Below are 19,767 nucleotides of genomic sequence, written 5' to 3'. Positions count from 1 at the left end.
TTCAAATAAGGCTGATAGCCGAATTTTTTATAGTCTGCAAAAAAACGATTAAATAAGCTTTTTATCAAAAATTTGCTTGTTTTTCCTAACTTTGAATTCAGGGCTTTTTTTCTGAAAAAGTCCTTTTTTGAACCCAAAATGCAGGTTTTACTCAATTTCCAATGCAAAAGCTAAATCTTAGCCAGTCACTTTCACAGAAGCTTTCTCCACAGCAGATACAGTTTATCAAGCTATTGCAGGTTCCTACAGCAGAATTGGATGCTAGAATTGAGGAGGAATTGGAGATTAACCCAGCACTGGAAGAAGGAAAGGAGGAGAAAGAGGATACTTCTCAAGATGAATATGAAGACTCCTATGAGGAGGACCTTGGATCTGATGACAGAGACCTTAACCTGGATGACTATCTAGACGATGAGTATGGCGGATACAAAATGCAGGGTGATGGAAATTATAATTCAGATGAAGAAGATCGTGAGATTCCTATTTCTTCTCAGGCTTCTTTGCACGAATTATTAATTCAGCAGCTCAATTTTTTAAAGTTGGATGAGAGACAAAAAATAATCGGGCAACAGCTTATTGGAAGTATTGAAAATGATGGATACATCCGAAGGGATCTTGAGGCCATTATCAATGATTTGGCTTTTAGCCAAAATATAGAGACGGATATAGATGAGTTAGAGGAAATTCTGCGAAAGATTCAAACTTTTGATCCTGCGGGAATTGCTTCAAGAAACCTTCAGGAATGCCTCATTCTGCAATTAGAAAGAAAAGAGCATCCTGAGGATCCCACAGTTCAGCATGCCTTACGAATCATGCATGATTGCTTTGAGGAATTTACCAAAAAGCATTACTCTAAAATCCAGCGGAAATGCGATTTGAATGAAGACGAGATCAAGGATGCCGTCAACTTGATTACTAAGTTAAATCCTAAGCCGGGAGGAGTTTCCGAAGGATTAGTTCGTACGCAATACATCATACCGGATTTTATTTTGACCAATAATTCAGGGAAATTGGAAATAAGTTTAAACTCCAAGAACGCTCCTGAGTTAAGAATATCCAGATCATATGCGGATATGTTTGATGCCTATGATAAATCTGATAAAAAGGACAAAAAACTGAAGGAGACAGTCACTTTTGTTAAGCAGAAATTAGATGCTGCTAAATGGTTTATCGATGCGATCAAACAACGTCAAAATACTTTATTGAGAACCATGGAGGCTATTTTACAATATCAAAAAGAATTCTTTTTGGATGGGGATGAAACGAACTTACGTCCGATGATTCTGAAAGATATAGCCGAAAAAATAGACATGGATATCTCAACTGTTTCCAGAGTTGCCAACAGTAAATCCATTCAAACAGAATTTGGCGTTTATCCTTTAAAGTATTTCTTTTCTGAAGGTATCGCTACTGATAGTGGGGAAGATGTCAGCAATAGGGAGGTGAAATCTGTATTGCAGGCTATGGTAGATGAAGAGGATAAAAAGAGACCGCTTTCAGATGATAAGCTTGTGAAAATGCTGAATAAAAAAGGATATAATATAGCCAGAAGAACTGTTGCCAAATACAGAGAGCAATTACAGATTCCAGTGGCGAGACTTAGAAAAGAACTGTAGTGGGGAGAAGTCTAGCGCTGATTATTTCGGTTATTTTCCAGCCATTGATTATACCAACACTGGTTTTTGGTATGATTCTTTTTGTGGTACCCGAGGCAAGTAGTGTTCCTTTTGAATTTAAAGTCAGGATCTTTTATTTGATCATGTTATCCACTTTAGCTATTCCAATGATTACGATACTTGGACTGAGACTTAGTGGTACAGTGAAGAGTCTTCATATGATCGATATCAAAGACCGACTGATTCCTTTTTGTGTGACTTCAGTATATTTTTTGATGACGGTCTATTTCATGTTTGAGATGTCTGAATTAGACCCCATATTATGGCAATCCTTGGCAGTAATTACTGCGGTTGTGGTGATCTTAACGATAGTCACCTTTTTTTGGAAGATGTCAGCTCATATGACTGGGGTAGGAGGGCTTTTAGCGTTGGTAGTTGTCTTAGGAATGAATTTTCCGAATTTCGCCATACTTTACCCTTTATTAGCTGCTTTATTGCTCGCTGGAGTAGTTGGTACTTCAAGATTGTTTTTGAATGCCCATAATCCCATGGAGGTTTATATTGGCTTTTTCTATGGTTTTTTTACCTGCTTTTGGGGATTTCTTTGGGTTTGGGGATAAAAAAAACCGGATTGAAAAACCCGGTTTCTTCTTACAATTTATTCAAAGCTTAGAATAGATTCACTGCAATTCCAAAACTAATTTGCTGTGATTGGTTAGCAGCCGGACCTTGTCCCTCTTGGAATAACCTGTTCAGTCCAAAATAGCTCCAAGCATAGAATCCTGGAGAACCTGCCTTTAGGGTTAGGCCATATCTCAATTTCTCTAAACCATAATTCTGAGAGTCTTTGATTTTTCTGGTCAAACCATCTTCATCTGTGTATTTGATTTTGGAATGGGCATTATAAAGGAAGCCAACTTTTCCACCTACACTTACCCGAAATCCTTTAGTATAATTATTTCTATTGATATGGTAAGTCAGGTCAAGAGGTACTTCGAAATAGTTCAGCGAGAAAACATTCTTGTCTACTGAGATATCATCCCCAAATACATCTGTCAACTCCAGGAAATCACTGGATTCGGGGCCTTTAGATGGATCATTGAAAAGATTCATCTCATCATTAAAAGCCAATTTGTCTGTACCAATACCAAATCCAGGATCTAAAGTGAAACCGGAATTAGCACCGAATACTGAAATCGGATATTGGTAGTAAATATTGAGCGTTCGGGATCCAAAAAAACCTGTACTCATATCTTCAGGTCGGTTGTTGAGCACATTGAATCCAAATTCTACAACCAGATCAGCGGGAATATTGGGTCTTCCGCCTACAGGAACTTTTGGTTTCTTTACTGTTTCTTGAGCAAGCGCGAATGGGCCAATTGAAAATGCTAAAAGGACTATAAATAATTTTTTCATGTATTGGTTAATGTTTTTCAATAGTCACATGTAATCTTGCATGGCGGGTAGTCTTGAATGATGGTTTGACTGCCTATGTGCCCAATTGAATTAAAAGAGTGCTTAATTACAATGTATTGCGGGCAAAAATAGAAAATCCCTGAGGAATTAACCTGTTTTTGCTCTTAATAATTCTTAAGTGTCGAAATGAGTTCCTCCTCTACCTTTGTAAAAAAGCTTCAGAGAGATATTTGGAAAAAATCGATTTATAAGTACCTTTGCAAACCATTTCGGCCTCGTAGCTCAACTGAATAGAGCACTTGATTACGGCTCAAGAGGTTTCAGGTTTGAATCCTGACGAGGTCACGATAAAGCTCAACCCATTAAGGTTGGGCTTTTTTATTTCAACCTGAAGCCTTTTTATCTGGTAGAATATTTTTGATTTTTAAAGGAGGAGGTTTCAAGTTTGAATTCCCGCTTTGCGGGACAGGCTCTGACGAGGTCACGATGAAGTTCAACCCATAAAGGTTGGGCTTTTTGTATTTAGCACTGATAAATTTTTCAGGTACCTGGAGCATCTTATTTTGGAAAGACGTGATGCGAAGCCAAGAATTTTTCAAAGTGGGCAGGTTTCATAAAGCCCTTCATTGAATAGGCTATTTTCTTTTTTTCAGATGTTCTACTTACTTTAGGAGTAGTTTAGTAAGTATATGCGCATAGCGAGAAATTTCATCATTCTTTTTATTCTCTTTTTTTCATCTTGCGACAGCTGGCTGCAAGATATCGGCTTAAAAGATATTAAGCGAATTGACGGACCATGTACCATTCTGTTGGTAGATGGCACTGTCATAGAAACCCCCTATAGTTTGGAAGTGACCATTCGAACTGAGGCAATAACTTATAGAGATGAAAATGGAAAGCTATGGTCTCTTTTTAGAGAAGAATACGAAAGTTATTCCTGTCAATAAAAACATTCATGAATTAGAGCTTCACAAACGGGAATGAAAGAGTTGACTTTTCGTATAAGTAGAATATTGAGATTTACTTATCAGTTATGTCGACACAAATTGAATTCGAGCAGGTGATTCACCGTGGCTGCGGCCTAGATGTACACCAAAAGACGATCGTATCTACTGTCAGTGGTATTGACGTTGCGACTGAGACCCGAACTTTCGGGACTTTTACCTCCCAAATTGAGGAGCTTAAAGTATGGCTAAACTCTCTTTCCATTACTCATATTGCCATGGAAAGTACCGGAGTTTATTGGAAACCTGTCTATAACATACTGGAAGAGGATTTTAAGATTATTCTGGTAAATGCCAGGCATATCAAGCATGTTCCCGGTCATAAGACAGATAAAAAAGACAGTGAATGGATTGCCAAGTTGCTGCTGAGCGGTCTGTTAAAAGGGAGTTTTGTTCCTGCCGAGTGGATACGGGAGCTGCGGGATCTATGCAGGTATAAACGTAAACTGATTGCACAGCGTGTCGCCCAACGCAACAGGGTGCATAAAATTCTGGAAGACGCCAATATCAAACTGGCCTCGGTGGCTTCAGACATCTTTGGAGTCACGGGTACACTGATCATCGATGCCTTGATCCAGAAACAGGAGGATGCTGAATACCTGGCCAACCTTGCCAAAGGCTCGTTGCGCAAAAAAATGGCAGACCTCAAACTTTCTCTTCAGGGAAGACTCACCGAGCACCACCGATTCATGCTATCTACGCTGCGTGATTCCATGGATTCGATCAACTCACAGATCGGGGACATCGAGGCTAGAATTGAGACTTATGCAGTCGAGGTTCAACAGGAAGTCGAGTTACTCCAGACCATTCCCGGAGTGGGAAAAGAAACCGCCATAAATATGCTGGCCGAGTCAGGCATTGACATGGAGGTTTTTCCTGATCACAAACACCTGGCATCCTGGGCAGGAGTTTCCCCGGGCAACAACGAAAGTGCAGGCAAGAAAAAGTCAACCCGAATCACACATGGGAACAAATACCTGAAAACTGCATTGGTTGAAGCTGCTTGGGCTGCATCACATACCAAGGACACCTATTTGAGCCGTAAATACGGAGCAATAGCTGCGCGAAGAGGATCCAAAAAGGCACTGATTGCAGTGGCCCACAAAATAGTGATTGCGCTATATTATATCCTCAAAAATAAAGAGCCCTACCTTGAGCCTGACGATACGGTTTATCAGCAAAAAAGAAAGCAGGCGCAGATTAAGAAATCTTTAGAGCGCCTGCGCGGGCTCGGGGTCCAAGTGGACATCCGTCCCAATTAAATTTAAGTAAAAGTTCGAGCTTTTATTGGTGATCTACAAGTCCCGGAATAAAAACTGAACTGAAAGGCCAAGAACAAACGGTTATTGCTTCGAGCATGTAGAAAAAATTTTACTCTCTTACTTGGCCTAACTTATTTAAACCATTTTACCACCTCTATGAGGGTAGAAAAAGTATGCCCTCCCAGTTCTGAAAATAGCTAAATAGGCCACTTTCTGGTTTTTCTCTTTCAGAAAAAAAAGCAGCCCGAAGGCTGCTTTTAACTTTTAGTGTGCTGCTGTGACCGAAGGAACGTTTTTGGAGTTCTTTTGCCAGATAAATAAGATAATGAATAGCACAATTAATATGGATGGGAAAATGGTAAGCTTGAGAAGAGTTTCCTGACCGGTTGCCAATTCTAATTCAGCACCACTAAGACCCGCTGCTAAATTGGAGGCTCTTGCAGAATCAATCCAGCTGCCGATGACAGGTTGCCAAATCGCAGTAGAGAACATTCCAACACCACCTATGATAGACATACCCAAGGCCCCACTCAGAGGTACTCTTTGGGCTACTGCACCCACCATTACAGGCCAGAAGTAACATACTCCAATAGCAAAGATAAATGCCGCAACGTAAGCCATTGGGCCAGTAACAATGCTAAACAAGTAAATACCAATAGTTGCGAAAATTGCTCCTCCTAGAAGTACTCCGGTTTGACCCAATTTACCTACCACTGGACCTGCGAAGAATCGACCTACAGCCATTACTCCGGTTGTAAGAGCTAGAATCAACATACCGCTTGCTCCAGAGCTATCCAGTACCACATTTGCCCATTGCTGGGTTCCAAATTCAGTAATAGCTGTCAAAGCCATGCAAATGAAAAGGAAGATGTAAAGAGGGCTGATCATTGCCTTTAAGTTACTGGTAACAGAAGTAACTCCTTCGACGGTTGGTTTAGGGAAGGCTTTTCCAAAGAATAGAACGGCATAGGCAACGGTAGGTACCATCATGACCCAAATTTGAGCTTCCCAGCCAAATCCTGCGTCGGTCATGAACTTTGAAATGAGAGAGCCAAGAACAATACCTCCAGGGAACCACATATGGAACCTATTCAGCATTTTATTCATAGTCACCCCTGTGTACATATCTGCAATCATTGGGTTACAAGCCGCTTCTGTACATCCATTACCGAATCCGATAAATAATGTAGAAATCAATAGAGTAGTATACCCATCAGCAAATATTGTCATCAGAATACCTATAGTGTGAGTTAAGAAGGCAATATTCATGATGATTTTTGGACCAACTGAGTGGTAAAATAGACCTCCAAGAATCATTGAAATTGGGAAGCCTAAGAACCACATGGAGTTGATGAAACCAAGTTGCTCGGCACTAAGCCCAAATTCCTCTCCGAGTTGCGGAAGAATTCCAGCACGGATTGCAAAGGTAAAGGCCGTGGTAATCAGCGCGAGACAGCTTGCATTGAAGAGCGCGTTACGGTTAATAGCTTGAGTCATAGAATAGGTTTTTTGGATTTAGGATTGATATGCATTCGATTGAAACGTTTGAAAATAGGAAAAATATTGCAATCGGGCTTTTCCGCCAATAAAAATTTTAATCCTACCTATTCGATTACAAAAAGTGAGCTGGTTATTTTTTCCTCAAAACCATAAATTTTATTTCTCAAAGCAAGTACAACCGCATAGGTCCCTAACGGAACTTTATTCCCTTGCAGAGTTCTTCCATCCCAGTTAAGAATAGGTTTTTCTATTGGTATTTCATTAATGAAAGAATGAAAAATCAATTCTCCCGTTCGGTTGTAAATAAAAACCTCTGCTTCTGTTACCCCTTGGGATACCAATACCCTGAAGTCTTTATTGGAATCATTCAGCACCATTGCATTCGGGAATACCACTTTAAAGTTACATGCGTCATAAGTCGTGAAGGTGGAGAAAAATTCACAGCCATCAACCGTGGTAACAATTAAGGAATAAGTCCCTACTTGGTCTGGTTTGTAAATCCTATTTGTTGAAACTAAATCTTCTTCAAAATACCACTCGTAGCTTGCAAAATCTCCGGGATCTATACCGGGAAGATTATTTTTCTTGGAGCAAACTGTATAGACCTCTTCCAGATTTGGAGTTGTTAAAAGGGTGCTTTTTTCAACTTGAATGAAATTTCTTCCAATCTCGCAGCCTATTTTATTGAAAGCGACGGCTTCGTAGCTACCTTCTCTAGTGACTTCTATTTCAAATTGATTCTGAAATTGGGGTAAATCTTCTCTATTGTCATTGATGTCAAAGTAAATCCACTCTAGGCGGTTTACAGCACTTTTTGTTGTGCTAAGAGTAATAGTTGATGTGCCCGGCTCAGGACAGATCTTAGATGCACTCAAATCCATTGGAACAGATAGGACAGGAGGTTCTATTTCGAATGCTATCGGTTCATTTGGACAACTTCCAGTTTCTAATGGTTGAACATTTAAAGTAAATTTTCCATTGGAGGTAGGGTAAAATAATTCACCTCTTCCCACTATATCTCCCGATTCGTTGAGCCAGCGGATAGATGTTTGTTCGGGTTTTAAACCTGTGATTTCGGTTTTATAGATCCTGTTCCCAAAGCAATCTTCTTCTAAAAGGATAAGATCGAAATTGATTTTAGGGATCACATTGACCTCAAAAGTAGTTCTTTTTGGACAGCCTCCAGTGGAGTTATCTGCAGCTTTCCCCAAAAGTGAATAACTCCCACCTTTTGTCAGGATAAATGGCTCTCCCGAGTTTTTTGTGATCTCATTGCCTGAAGGGTCTGTCAGGGTAAGGATTAAATCTTCTGAAGTTTCTGGAATCAATTCAAAGCTCTCGCAGATATTGATTTTTTTAGGAACGCTGAAGTTTACAAGATTTTTTGACTCGATGATTATTTCTTGGGTAGGGTAGGCACAGCCGTCAATATTTAATTCTAAAAAATATGTCCCCCCTGCTAATGTCTGTTCTACAACTTGCTGATTTTGGATAAATCCTTTTACTATGGTACCAATTCCATTAGACATTACTCTATATTCACCGTCCACATTTCCTTGGTTGAATGTCAGTTTTAACTTTCCTGGGTTAACTCCAATTGCACCGCAGGTTTCAGGCTCAACTTCAATAGTTGGTTCATTGATATCAGGAACATCACCTGTGTTAATAGGGGGCTCTTTAGGAGCTAAGTCCAGTAGAGTAGTTAATTTGCAACCATTGGAGTAGGCTGAAATAGTATAGATCTGAGCTTCAAGGTTTGAAAGCGAAACTGCTTGATTTTCCGGCACATTAGACTGGAAGAAACCAATCTCTACCACTATCAATGAGTCTAAATCTGTTGAAGCATTAATGGTAAATGCACCATTATTTACTACACAGTTATCAGGCCTGTTTTGAATTGTAAAGTTTAGATTCGGTGATTCATTTACCGTAAATATTTTCCTTCTTTCTGATCTACAACCAGGGTAATTTGGGTCAATAGCACTAAAAATTATTGTATACTCTCCTGGACTTGAAATGTCGGTGTTGCTTAAAGGGATTTCAAAAGCCGACCCTAAATCTGTTTTATCGTTTGAGCCAGGTTTGATAATGCTCCAATCACCAGGATAAGGCGTATCTAACCCAGCAGATAGGGCTTCGCCTTGACAAATGGAACTATTACTTAGTTGAATCTCAAAGTCGAGCGATGGTCCTACATAGGTAGTTCCGGTGATTAAACATTCTGCCGCTCCAGAGGTGTTATTTGTCAAAAATAATTCGACTTGATAAAAGCCTTCATCAAGAACAGTGACTGTGTTTTGGTCTCCAATTACTTTTCCATTAAAATCTTTCCAGATAAAAGTATAATCTGAAATAGTAGAAGTATTTGGATCAATTGCAGTTAGCTGAACAGGGGTATAGCTACAAATCAAATAATCAGGCAAAAGAACTAATTCTGGCCCTTTCTTGACATTTACAGTCAAATCATCTTGGTAGATGATAGATGTAGCTCTTCTAACGCTAAGCTCTACCTTGTAAAGTCCTATCTCATTGAACGCTACCTTAACGGTTTCAAACTGAGGGCCTCCACCGGTTCGGTCAAAAATCACATTTCCTTGTGGATCTGTAACCTCCCAGGAATAAACATCCTGAGGATCACCTCCTCCACTGAAAGTACCGATAACTCCACCGAAAATAATACATAGATTTTCAGGGCCTACCAAGTTGGGGTCAGCTTGATAAGCATGATTTGAAGAGTTAGGTTGAATTGCTTCAGTTATGACTTTTTTTGCGGCAAGGCCGCCTGTCATAACCAAAAACAGAATAAACAATACCCCAATCTTCCACTTAGGAAATTGAGCATTTGTTTTCACGGATTCCTTTCGTTGGGTGATATCTAATTTACTTGATTTTGAGGAAATAAGCTTAGCTTAATTCATCATTCAAAGATCAAAAATCCAACCAAAATCAGGAATACGGTTAATTGTTTCTTAAATATAAAAATCTGGATGAGGTACTTGCCATCCTTAAAAAGATGGTAATTTGGTTGGATTTATTCAACAACCAGCAGGGAGCCTATTGTCGTTTGATTTATATTCCTCTCTGTATTTGAATAATTTATCCGGATGGTATATGCTCCATTTGGAATCTTCCTTCCTTGGTAGGTCCCATCCCATGGACAAGTTGACTCCTCGGAAATAAGATTTTTATTTTCACAATGAAAAATCAATTCTCCCCATTGATTAAAAATCCAAACATCTAATTCGTCAATCAGATAATTGGTGTAAATCAAAAATTGCTTATCTGGGTTACTTGGCGTAAGTGCTGTAGGGAAACTTACTCTTAATTCACATTCTTCTTCTGTTGTAAAGGAAGTGGAATAGGAGCAGCCTTCTAGGCTCGTAACTGTCAGTGAATAATTTCCAATCAGATTAGGCTTGTATGTTGGGCTGGTAGAGACTAATTGTTCTCCAAAGTACCACTCGTAGGAAGCAAAGTTTCCAGGATTTAAGACAGGAGCTATTTCATATCTTGGGCATATTAGATAATTCTCCTCTAAAGCAGGTCTGACTACATCCTGACTTTTCAGAATCAAAACACTTTCCGTACCTAAAAGGCATGGGATTGAGTTGAATATTCTTGCTTCGTAGCTTCCTTCGTTGGTTACTGAAATCTCTCTAAGATTGGTAAAGTTGCTGAGTTGAGTTGCTGTTCCATTAATATCTGTAAACCACCACTCAATTCTTGAAACCTCATCAAAATCTGTATCTAGCCTAATGTTTGTTAAGCTTGCATCTGGACAATAAGGGTCAGATTCAAGAGCCAGAGGCAAAGAAAGAATCGGAGGCTCAAACTCGAAAGAAATTGGTTCAATTTGGCAAGTGGTCGAATTCGCAGGCTGAACCTCTAAGCTGTAGATTCCAGGATTGGACAACTGCAGAAATTCATCTCCTCCAACAATTGTCCCATTTGCGTCTCGCCAGAAAATATCCACCTCGTTGGCTTGATAATTTGATAAGGAGGCTTGATAAATTCGGCTTCCGGAACAATCTTCCTCAAATAATATGGGCTCAAAAACTACTGGCTCTACAATACTTACTTCAATTTCTTTTTGCTCTGGACAAAATGGAGTAGGGCTATCACTGTCAAATGCCAAGAATGTATAAATGCCAGGCTCGATAAGTTCAAAAGTGTCCCCTGAATTTCCTTCTAGCTCTTCACCCGAAGGCGTGGTTACGAAAAATATCAGATTTTGATTTGTGGTTGGGATAAGATTGTAGCTTTCACATATTGTAATTTCCTGAGGAATGTCGAAAAGAACTTTTTCCGGAGTAAGATCTAGTTCAACAGAGGATCTTCCAAGTTCGCAATTTTTGTTTATATCAGGAATAATGCTGAACACTGAAGCTTCATAAGTTCCCCCGACTCGAGTAGTAATTTCAGTTTGATTTTTTAACTCAGGTAGCTCAATAATATCTCCATTTTCATCAAATCGCCTCCATTCAATATCTGTTATAGCTTCAGGAAAAGTAGTTTCCAAAGTGATGATGGCTTCAGGGCCGAATTCACAAAGCTTGGTAGTAGTTAGTGTAACATCTACCGACAAAACAGGATCTTCTATTTCAAATTCTTTGGGTGGAATAGGGCAAGCGGAGCTATTGGCAGGTTGAACTTCTAGCTTGAATGTACCGGTGCTTGTCGGATTTAGAAACTGGTTATTCCCTACCACCTCGTCATTTTCATTGTACCAAGTAAATATTACAGAGGTAGAGTCCCTATCATAAATCTCAGCTTTATAGGTTCTATTTCCTAAACAGTCTTCTTCGTTAAGTACCACCTCAAATTCAACAGGATCTACCAAAGTGACTTGGAAAGTTTGGGAAACAGGACATAAATCATCCTGATTTGGAAGCCGCCCTATAATCTTATAAGTTCCTTCTTCTGTTATAGTGAATGGCTGGTTTACGTTCCTGAACTCTGAATTATTGGAGGGACTGATTAACTCAAATTCTAGTGCTTGGGTAGTTTGAGGAGTGAGTTCAAAAGATTGACAGATAAAAAGATCACCTGGGATGGAGTAATTAACAAGCTCTTTTCCGGGGATTTCAACAAACTCTTTTTTGGGTAGTGAGCAGGAATCTTGATTATAAAGTTCGAAGACAAATTTTCCTCCCGGAACATCTATCAATAAATCCGATTTATCTGAAAAGGATTCATTTTTATAAATAGCTCCTTTCTCACCTAAAACTCGATAAAAACCATCTATAGGCCCATTGAGAAAGTTGACCTTGAAGCTACCATTAAGTTTTCCATCAAGTGTACATGTTTCCCCCTTTTCATCTGTTATTTGGAAATTTAGTTCGGTTGGAGGATTATCTAATGGGACAACTGAGGCATAAGAATTCCCACAATTTCCTAAAAAGCTTATCAAATTATATGCCCCTGACTCTAATCCAGATAAAGTATATATATCCCCCGGCTCAAGGGATGGAGACACGACAGAAGTTCCTTCTACAATGATATAATCGATCTTCGTATTTGCCCTAATTTGAACTCCTCCATCGGGTATGTTACAACCACTCGATCCAATTGAGCCTATGATTGTAAAGTCTGGGATTGGATTAAATGTGAATGTGTTTTGGATTAATATTTCACAATCTACTGCATCAGGATTGATAACCTCATAGGTGACTTCGTAATCTCCAAAACCATCATTAAGTTGGTTTTGAAAAATAAAGAGAGATTCACTTGTGGTTAAAAATGTTCTTGAGCTTTCCCCAGCTTTGTTTAAATACCAGTTTCCAACGCTACTTGGATTAGTTGAAAAAGTAATTCCTTGATCTTCACAAATAGAACTTAAACTTTGTTCAACTTTTATATCAGATGAGTTGCTAACTTCGGTCGAAAGGTTAGTGACACATTCAGATTTTCCAGAACTATTTGGGACGAATACAGTAACAAAATATTTACCTGAATTAACGACAGTTAAGTTATTCGCATTCCCAATTTCATTTCCCGATCCATCTCTCCAAATAAACTCATAAGAGGCAAAGTTTGGGGATGAAGGATTAATGGCTGTAAGATTTAATGGGTCTGTTCCACAAAGAGAATACTTAGCTTTTAAGGCAGGAGTGGGTCTGTCTTGAACTAATACATTGAGAGTTTGAAGAGGAAAGACCAAGACGCCTCTTCTCACAGAAAGTTCTACCCGATGAACTCCTCGAATTGAAAAGGTGTAATTAATTGTTTGTAGAAGAGCACCCCCAGAAATAGATAGTAATAGAGAATTGTTTGGGCCAAATATTTTCCAAGAATAAACATCAGCAGCCGGTATACCTCCCCCAGAAAAAGTTCCAATTACACTTTCTCCGCCCAGTGGAAAACATAGCGTTTCAGGACCTTGAAGATCGGGTTGATTTACTAATGGAAAATCAAATTCATCTTCTGAAAAATTAGCGCTGCTAGGTGTGAGTATAATTGAAAAAAAAAACACTCCTAACAAGAGCAAAATTGTTGCTCTATAGTTGGAGTGTAAGTCTTTCAATTTATTCAAATGCATTTTTATTGGAGTCAACCACTATTTTGGAACGTAAATCTACCAAATTCCCTGACTACCAAAAAATTAAGCCTCGATTAACTTTGAATTTAAGGTTTATTCATTTCACTATCTAACAAATACCCAATCGCTATGATCACTCAAAGGCTCTGAGAACTCATAGCCTTCTACATTAAAGGTTTTGAGATCTTCAGGATATGTAATTCTATTTTTTATGGCAAAGTCAGTCATCAAACCTCTTGCCTGCTTTGCAAACAAGCCAATTACCTGGTATTTTCCGTCTCGATGTTCCTTGAAATGAATATTGATTACAGGCGATTTCAAAGTCTTTAAATCAACTGCCTTGAAATATTCCTGAGAGGCCAAGTTAACAACCGGTTTTCCGGCCGCTACTTGATTGATTGCTTTCGCAATTTTAGTATCCCAATATTCGTAAAGATTTTTTCCTTTTTTAGTTTCCAGTCGAGTACCCATTTCCAGTCTATAAGGCTGAATTAAGTCTAGAGGTTTTAATAGCCCGTATAATCCTGAAAGAATTCTTAAATGATTTTGAGCGAATTCGAATTCCTCTTCACTGTAATTGTCAACATCAATTTTGGTGTAAACATCTCCTTTGAATGCTAAAAGCGCTTGCTTGGAATTGTCAGGAGTAAACTCCTTTTGAAAGGTTTTAAATCTCTCTTCATTCAAGTTCGCCAAGCTATCACTTACTTTCATTAGGTCTGCGATGTCCTTCGAACTTTTCTTTTTCATTACTGATACCAAAGATTTGATATCAGAAGTGAATTCTGGTTGGCTGTATTCTTGGAAATTTGGAGTGCTGTAGTCTAAAGTTTTTGCAGGAGAAATTAAAATTAACATTACTGTATAATCGTTATTGCTTTGGTTATTTGTTCGGTTTTGTTCTGATCTACACTAGTAAACCTTACAACTATGGCATATGTTCCGTTTGGAACGAATTTTCCATTTACAACACCATCCCAAGGACAGAACGGCTGAGCGGGCTCAAGATTTTGATGCTCACAATAGAAAATAAGCTCTCCCCATCGATTGAATACAAATACTTCCGCTTCATCAATATATTCATTGGCATAAAGAATGAAGTTTCTGGATGGATCGTTTAAAACAACACCTGTTGGGAAAGAAACCTTCAAAGAACAGTCTTCTAAAACCTCAAAGGTTTCGACGTAAAAGCAACCCAAATTATCAGATACTATTAATTCGTATATGCCTGGTAGAGTAGGTGTGAAAATTGCATCCTGAGAAACCTCTTCTCCATTCAATACCCAAGAATAGTTGTCGTAATCTCCCGGATTGATACTTTGGGTTACTCCTTCAATGGCGCAAATAGTAAACTCAGTAGGGACCACAGGTGGGATAATAATGGACTTTGCAACCTGAGCAGCTGCTCTGCCAAGATCACATCCCGCGGCACTTCTTAATAAAACCTCGTAGGTTCCTTCTAAGCTGGTTTCAATAATTGGCAGGTCGTCAAACTGGAACAACCTTGTTCTAGTCCCACCTTGAACAGAATACCATTCAATGTTTGCAACATCACTTAGATCAGCTACAACTGTTAGGTTGGTAGATGCCTGATCTATACAGAAAGGAGTTACATCCAATTCCACATCTACAGTAAGCTCTCGAAATTCAGCTGTGAAATTAATTGGAGGTGTGGTACATAAACCTCCACTCCTAGGCTGTACTTCTAAGCTATAGTCTCCATCTCTCGGTGGAGCAAAACTTTGTTGCCTTCCTACAATCACTCCCCCGGCATCTTTCCATAAAAAGATGACATCAGCTGGAACCGCGTTATTCAATTGTGCTTCATATCTAATGCCCACCTGACAATCGTCAATCGGACCTACCAATTCAAAGTCAATGGGCTGAGTTATGGTAGCATTGATGTTTATCTCCCTAGGACAATCTTCTCCACTTGGATCTTGGCCAAGAAGGGTGTAAGTGCCTGTTTGAGTGATAGTGAAAGACCCATCTGTATCTGGTTGTAGGGTATTGCCTCCAGGGGCAGTTAAGGTGAAAGTAAGCCCATCGGATGGGGTAGGGCTGAAGGTATAGCTTTCACACGCTGTAAAATTGCTTGGTGCTGAGAACTGTACCAAGAATTTTTGTTCAATCGTATACAACTGAGGATCTGGAATTGCACAGTTACTAAGGTCTATAATTTCAACCGCATACTCCCCGTATGGAACAGGAATGTCCACAGAATTCACATTAGCTAAAGTTCCGGAAAAGACTTGACCATTTCCCTGTCGGGTAATTTGATAACTACCATTTACAGGAGACCCGCCAGTAAAGGTGATTGAAATTAAGCCCGGCTCAACTCCATTAGGGCCACATGTTTCATCGGTTGAGGTCACTGAAAATTCATATCCTGCTGGAGGGTTACTGTTTTCAATGCTCACAGTGGCAATGTAAAAACAGCCGAAGACATTTTCTGCCTCAATGGTGTATACATCCGGTAATAAATTATTTACTGCGATCACATCACCAGCATTGACATTGGTGAAAACTTCCCCGGTTTCCTGGACAGTGACTGTAGCAGCATTTGCCTGCATGGTAATTTCAAAGGACCCATCAGCAGTTGTACAATCAGTTGCTGGAGTCGTTTGAACTACCGTAAATAGCGGAAGCTCGTTAACTATTAGATCAACTTTTTTCTCAACCTGACATCCTTCTAAAATCGGGTCTTCAGTAATAAAAATGATTTCATAATTTCCAGGACCAGGAAGAGTATTAACAAATAATTCCAATTCAAAAAACTCACCTAAAAGAACTCTATTTCCATCCTGATCTCTTTCATAATACCATTCTCCGCTGATTGGTGTGTCAGGTGTAAAGTTGACAAGCACATCTTCAAAGCAAACCTCTTGGGCATCCTGATTGATATCAAATTCAAAGGCAGGACCAACAAACACCTCAGCCGTGGCAGGGCATGTTTCATAAAGGGCGATTTCATCATCACTTAATCCGTCAGGAATTCTATAGCTTACTACTACTGTGTAGATACTTTCCTCATCAACCGTAATTGTATTGGAATTTTGATCTCCAAATACCTGACCTGCTGCATTGGTCCACTGAAAATCATACAATCCTTCAGCTGGATCATAACCATCAATTGCTGTTAAAACTACTGGAGTTCCAGAACATAAAGTGGCATCAGATTCCAATGTTAAAGTTGGTGGAGCATCCACTTGAATTTGTAAGCTATCTACAAAGTAATTCTCTGTCGCACATCTGGTTACATTCAACTCTACTGTATACAAACCAGGCTCATCGAATAGTTGATCCAAATTCTGAAACTGATCTCCAGGGCCACCGAAATTATCCAAAATCACTGTGCCGTCATCTCTGGTAATCGTCCAGAAATAGGAATCAATGTCAGGTTCTCCGCCACCCTCAATCAATGCTCCAGCTCCATTCACAGGGTCTAGACATAATCTCTCTGGTGCGAGTAAGGAAGGTTCAGGAATTGAGCTTCCGCTATTTTGGACAAAGGAAGGAAGTCCCAAATTTGCAGTCCCTGGCATGGGCTCAACTGAATTCTGGTTGAATGTACTACTGGAATTACAACCTGCGCCAACTGCAATTTGTCCAATTTGATTGCTTCCTACTACAGCAACATAGATGTTGCCATCAGGACCGATTTGTAGGGCTCCCAAGTTGAGCCCGGAAGTGCCCCCTATTTGGTTTCGAGTGGAAAGAATACAAGCTTCTCTTTGAGGGCGCGTATTTGCATTACCAAAACAGGATGGACATGTGGCAGCATTAGGATCATCATTATCCACAGGTTGAATGGTAAATTCTTCCACTCCAGGTCCTCCATTTCTGTAAGACACAAAGACTTTTTCCCCGCTGTCTGAGAATTCCAAGCCATACACATCTCCATTACAGCCCAAATCGATTCGGGCATATTCTGTCATTCTGCCTGTACTAGCATTGAAATCAAAAATTTCTAATTTATTACAGCCTCCCTCTGAGATTGTGACAGCTACTTTACTTCCATCAGGGCTGAATTTCATGGCGCCGACCCCTGAGTTGAATCCATGATTACTTCCTACCGAACTGAGCACAGGTTGTCCTATTCCCTGTGAGGATACAGGATAAGCTCTAAAGGTGTTGTTCCCCAATTCATGGAAAAGTACCCAAGTAGTATCCCCGTTGTTAAAAGCTGCAGAATGCTCGGTGGAGGGACTGAATAGGAAATTGTCCTTTGTAACCACATTACCCACTCCTGTTGGGTTATCTGATTTGATATCTACCAAGGAGAATTTTACCTGGTTACTTCCATTTGCACTTCTTTGAGTAGTAAAGAGATAAAATAAAGTTTGTTCGTCTGGAACAGGAACGGCTATGACACCCTGGCTAGATCCATTATCTCCACCAATGGCATCTCCATTAGCCATTAAGTCTCCGTTTAAATCCCAGACAGACTCCCCGTCTGTATAAAACAATACCTGACCGGCTTCATCTGAAATGGTGGTTGTACCTGCCGGAATATTTTGAGGGTGCCTTTGGGCGATGGGTCTCGGAACAGGTGCATTCGGATCATTTGGATCCGGATTAAAGTCTATCCCTGCTCCATCTCCAAAATACCAGATATTATTGCTTTGATCTTGCAGGTCCCAGACCTTGACTCGGATTTCGGCATAGGCATAGCATTCCGAACCTGGCTCTCTCACCAAAACCCAGTATAGCCCTGGAAGACATACTTCATTCTCCTGCCTTGTACCCCAGCCTTCATCCCGGTAATTTGACCAGAAATATTCGTATTGATCACCTCCGCCCGGAGGTGCTTCCCCGTCCTGTTGACCAGCCGAGTTTTGAGCCTCAAGAAGTGCTGCAATATCCACACATTGACCCTCGCAGATGGTGGTGTCTTGCGGCGTAAAGTTTGCCTCTAGGTTATTTTCTGTCAATGGTATATCCTTGGTAACAGTCTGACTTTCCCCATCTGCAAATGTTACCGTAAGTGTCACTGACACACTTTGTCCTTGAGCAGCATCCGCTGGAATCAAAAAGTGCTCTTGCGCATAATCTGCAGGTAAAGGATTGCCGTCAGAATCAGTTAGAGGAGGATTGAATTCCCAACTGAAAGAAACAGGTCTGTAATTTTCCGGCGTAATTTCGCTGGTCAGCTGAACAGGATTGTTGGCACAAGGCATATCTGGATCCCAGTCAAAGTCCACCGTTGCATCAATATCTGCGTTAGGAGCAAAAGTTGGAAAGATAGTACCACAAAAGTCAGCACCGGCGAAAGGATCAATTTCTACATTGATGTCATCAATCTCCTCTTCATTTGGATTGGTAACTTTCCCTATGAGTTGTGGTCCTCCAGTGGTTTCTTCATAAATAAAATAGAGTTCTCCATCAGGCCCAACTTTCAAATCATAAACTGTTGAAGGTTGAGGATCTAAAGGAATTTCCTCTGGAGTTGCCGTGAGATCATTGCTTGGAACTCTGAAAAGTTGACTTCCTCTGGAGAAATAAATGAAATTACCATCTGGAGAAAAGGTCGCTCCTTCAATAGAGTCAGTCCCTCCGGATTGGCTGATAGGTGTTGGATTGCTGAAGTTTCCAGATGAAGTATCAAAATCCATTACAATAATGTCGTCTCCCGGATTTTCTGGAATCAAAATCAATTTTCCACTGTCCTCATCAAATACTATGGCTTTTGGAGTGAAAGGTAGGGGCTGCGTATCCGTTTGGGTAAAGTTGCCCGCTGTTCCTTCAATTCTCCTAGAAATTAAATTTCCTCCATTAAAGCTGATCAGGTAGGAAGGGGATGATGGCGATTTGACTACTAAAATTGCTCCCTGAGCATTCCCGATTGTTTGATCTTGCTCAATGATTTCTCCCAATGGACGCTCATTTCCTGTGGCCTGCCCTGGAGCGTTCATATCAATCAAGGTGTAGAGCAATTGTCCCCCAGGGGATACATAGAATAAATAAAAGAGCTTATTTCCATCCGGCTCATATTCCAAAAAGCCAGAAGCCACTTGCTGTCTGGTATCAATTGGACCATTTAGATTTCCAACTTGGCCTTGAATGGGAGCTCCACTATAATCATAAACGATAGAGCCATTTGAATAAAATAATGGCTGCCCAGTGATGGGGTCAATCGTAACTGAGTTACTGAATTTATCCAGGATGATAGAACCGGGAAGACTTTGAACAGTCGGGCTTTGTCCTTTTCCGAAGGATAAATAATTATTTGGAGTGCCAGAACCGCAATATCCAAATATCCATTCATTGTCATTAAAACCCTGAGCAAGGGATACAGATGTATTTCCAGCCCAGAAAAATGCGCTTAAAAAGGTGAAAAAAAGGATAATATGTATGGAATGCGGTTTGCTTTTCATATTTTTCGAACTGCTATCTAAAACAACCTAGAGGAAGAAACGTTTTAGATGCTG

The 19,767-nt window shown here is 40.0% G+C and carries 10 protein-coding genes and 1 tRNA gene; 5 read left to right on the top strand and 6 right to left on the bottom strand.

Features of this window, described 5'->3' with window-relative positions:
• Positions 1-161: 161 nt before the first annotated feature.
• On the top strand, positions 162-1,616 hold the full coding sequence (gene rpoN / locus GYM62_RS13115; protein WP_219956758.1) for an RNA polymerase factor sigma-54: 1,455 nt from the start codon (positions 162-164) through the stop codon (positions 1,614-1,616).
• Between the two features lie 71 nt (positions 1,617-1,687).
• On the top strand, positions 1,688-2,236 hold the full coding sequence (locus GYM62_RS13110) for a PA-phosphatase (RefSeq protein ID WP_255590377.1): 549 nt from the start codon (positions 1,688-1,690) through the stop codon (positions 2,234-2,236).
• 49 nt (positions 2,237-2,285) lie between these two features.
• Here the strand turns inward: GYM62_RS13110 and GYM62_RS13105 are convergent, their stop codons facing one another.
• Positions 2,286-3,032 (bottom strand): porin family protein, encoded by a 747-nt coding sequence (locus tag GYM62_RS13105; protein WP_219956756.1) that lies wholly within the window; start codon positions 3,030-3,032, stop codon positions 2,286-2,288.
• 271 nt (positions 3,033-3,303) lie between these two features.
• Here GYM62_RS13105 and GYM62_RS13100 point away from each other — a divergent pair.
• From GYM62_RS13100 to GYM62_RS13090, 3 genes are all read left to right on the top strand, one after another.
• A tRNA-Arg gene (locus tag GYM62_RS13100) sits at positions 3,304-3,377 on the top strand.
• Positions 3,378-3,721: 344 nt separating this feature from the next.
• Complete coding sequence (locus tag GYM62_RS13095) at positions 3,722-3,979, top strand: hypothetical protein (RefSeq protein WP_219956755.1); 258 nt, start codon at positions 3,722-3,724, stop codon at positions 3,977-3,979.
• Between the two features lie 86 nt (positions 3,980-4,065).
• Positions 4,066-5,298 (top strand): IS110 family transposase, encoded by a 1,233-nt coding sequence (locus GYM62_RS13090; protein ID WP_219956754.1) that lies wholly within the window; start codon positions 4,066-4,068, stop codon positions 5,296-5,298.
• Between the two features lie 264 nt (positions 5,299-5,562).
• Here GYM62_RS13090 and GYM62_RS13085 read toward each other — a convergent pair whose 3' ends face one another.
• The 5 genes from GYM62_RS13085 to GYM62_RS13065 form a co-directional block, all read right to left on the bottom strand.
• Positions 5,563-6,795, bottom strand: a complete 1,233-nt coding sequence (locus GYM62_RS13085) for a sugar MFS transporter (RefSeq protein ID WP_219956753.1) — start codon at positions 6,793-6,795, stop codon at positions 5,563-5,565.
• 107 nt (positions 6,796-6,902) lie between these two features.
• Positions 6,903-9,650 carry a hypothetical protein gene (locus GYM62_RS13080; RefSeq protein WP_219956752.1) on the bottom strand — a complete coding sequence of 916 codons (2,748 nt, stop codon included), beginning with the start codon at positions 9,648-9,650 and terminating at the stop codon, positions 6,903-6,905.
• Positions 9,651-9,829: 179 nt separating this feature from the next.
• Positions 9,830-13,336, bottom strand: coding sequence for a gliding motility-associated C-terminal domain-containing protein (locus GYM62_RS13075; protein WP_219956751.1), 3,507 nt, complete (start codon positions 13,334-13,336; stop codon positions 9,830-9,832).
• A 105-nt stretch (positions 13,337-13,441) separates the two neighbouring features.
• Positions 13,442-14,194: a peroxide stress protein YaaA gene (gene yaaA / locus GYM62_RS13070; protein WP_219956750.1), complete on the bottom strand. Its 753-nt coding sequence runs from the start codon at positions 14,192-14,194 to the stop codon at positions 13,442-13,444.
• The gene (locus GYM62_RS13065) at positions 14,194-19,713 is read right to left on the bottom strand and encodes a gliding motility-associated C-terminal domain-containing protein (RefSeq protein ID WP_219956749.1); all 5,520 of its coding nucleotides are present in this window, start codon (positions 19,711-19,713) and stop codon (positions 14,194-14,196) included. The genes yaaA and GYM62_RS13065 overlap by 1 nt, the downstream gene beginning before the upstream one ends.
• Positions 19,714-19,767 lie beyond the last annotated feature (54 nt).

Source organism: Algoriphagus sp. NBT04N3 (genome assembly GCF_019443765.1).
Taxonomy (GTDB): domain Bacteria; phylum Bacteroidota; class Bacteroidia; order Cytophagales; family Cyclobacteriaceae; genus Algoriphagus; species Algoriphagus ornithinivorans.
This window is presented reverse-complemented; position numbering and strand designations above follow the sequence as displayed.

What these genes read in the sequence shown, in the direction of transcription:
- rpoN (WP_219956758.1), top strand. Translation starts at nt 162, where the DNA reads ATGCAAAAGCTAAATCTTAGCCAGTCACTTTCACAGAAGCTTTCTCCA.
- GYM62_RS13110 (WP_255590377.1), top strand. Translation starts at nt 1,688, where the DNA reads ATGATTCTTTTTGTGGTACCCGAGGCAAGTAGTGTTCCTTTTGAATTT.
- GYM62_RS13105 (WP_219956756.1), bottom strand. Translation starts at nt 3,032, where the DNA reads ATGAAAAAATTATTTATAGTCCTTTTAGCATTTTCAATTGGCCCATTC.
- GYM62_RS13095 (WP_219956755.1), top strand. Translation starts at nt 3,722, where the DNA reads ATGCGCATAGCGAGAAATTTCATCATTCTTTTTATTCTCTTTTTTTCA.
- GYM62_RS13090 (WP_219956754.1), top strand. Translation starts at nt 4,066, where the DNA reads ATGTCGACACAAATTGAATTCGAGCAGGTGATTCACCGTGGCTGCGGC.
- GYM62_RS13085 (WP_219956753.1), bottom strand. Translation starts at nt 6,795, where the DNA reads ATGACTCAAGCTATTAACCGTAACGCGCTCTTCAATGCAAGCTGTCTC.
- GYM62_RS13075 (WP_219956751.1), bottom strand. Translation starts at nt 13,336, where the DNA reads ATGCATTTGAATAAATTGAAAGACTTACACTCCAACTATAGAGCAACA.
- yaaA (WP_219956750.1), bottom strand. Translation starts at nt 14,194, where the DNA reads ATGTTAATTTTAATTTCTCCTGCAAAAACTTTAGACTACAGCACTCCA.
- GYM62_RS13065 (WP_219956749.1), bottom strand. Translation starts at nt 19,713, where the DNA reads ATGAAAAGCAAACCGCATTCCATACATATTATCCTTTTTTTCACCTTT.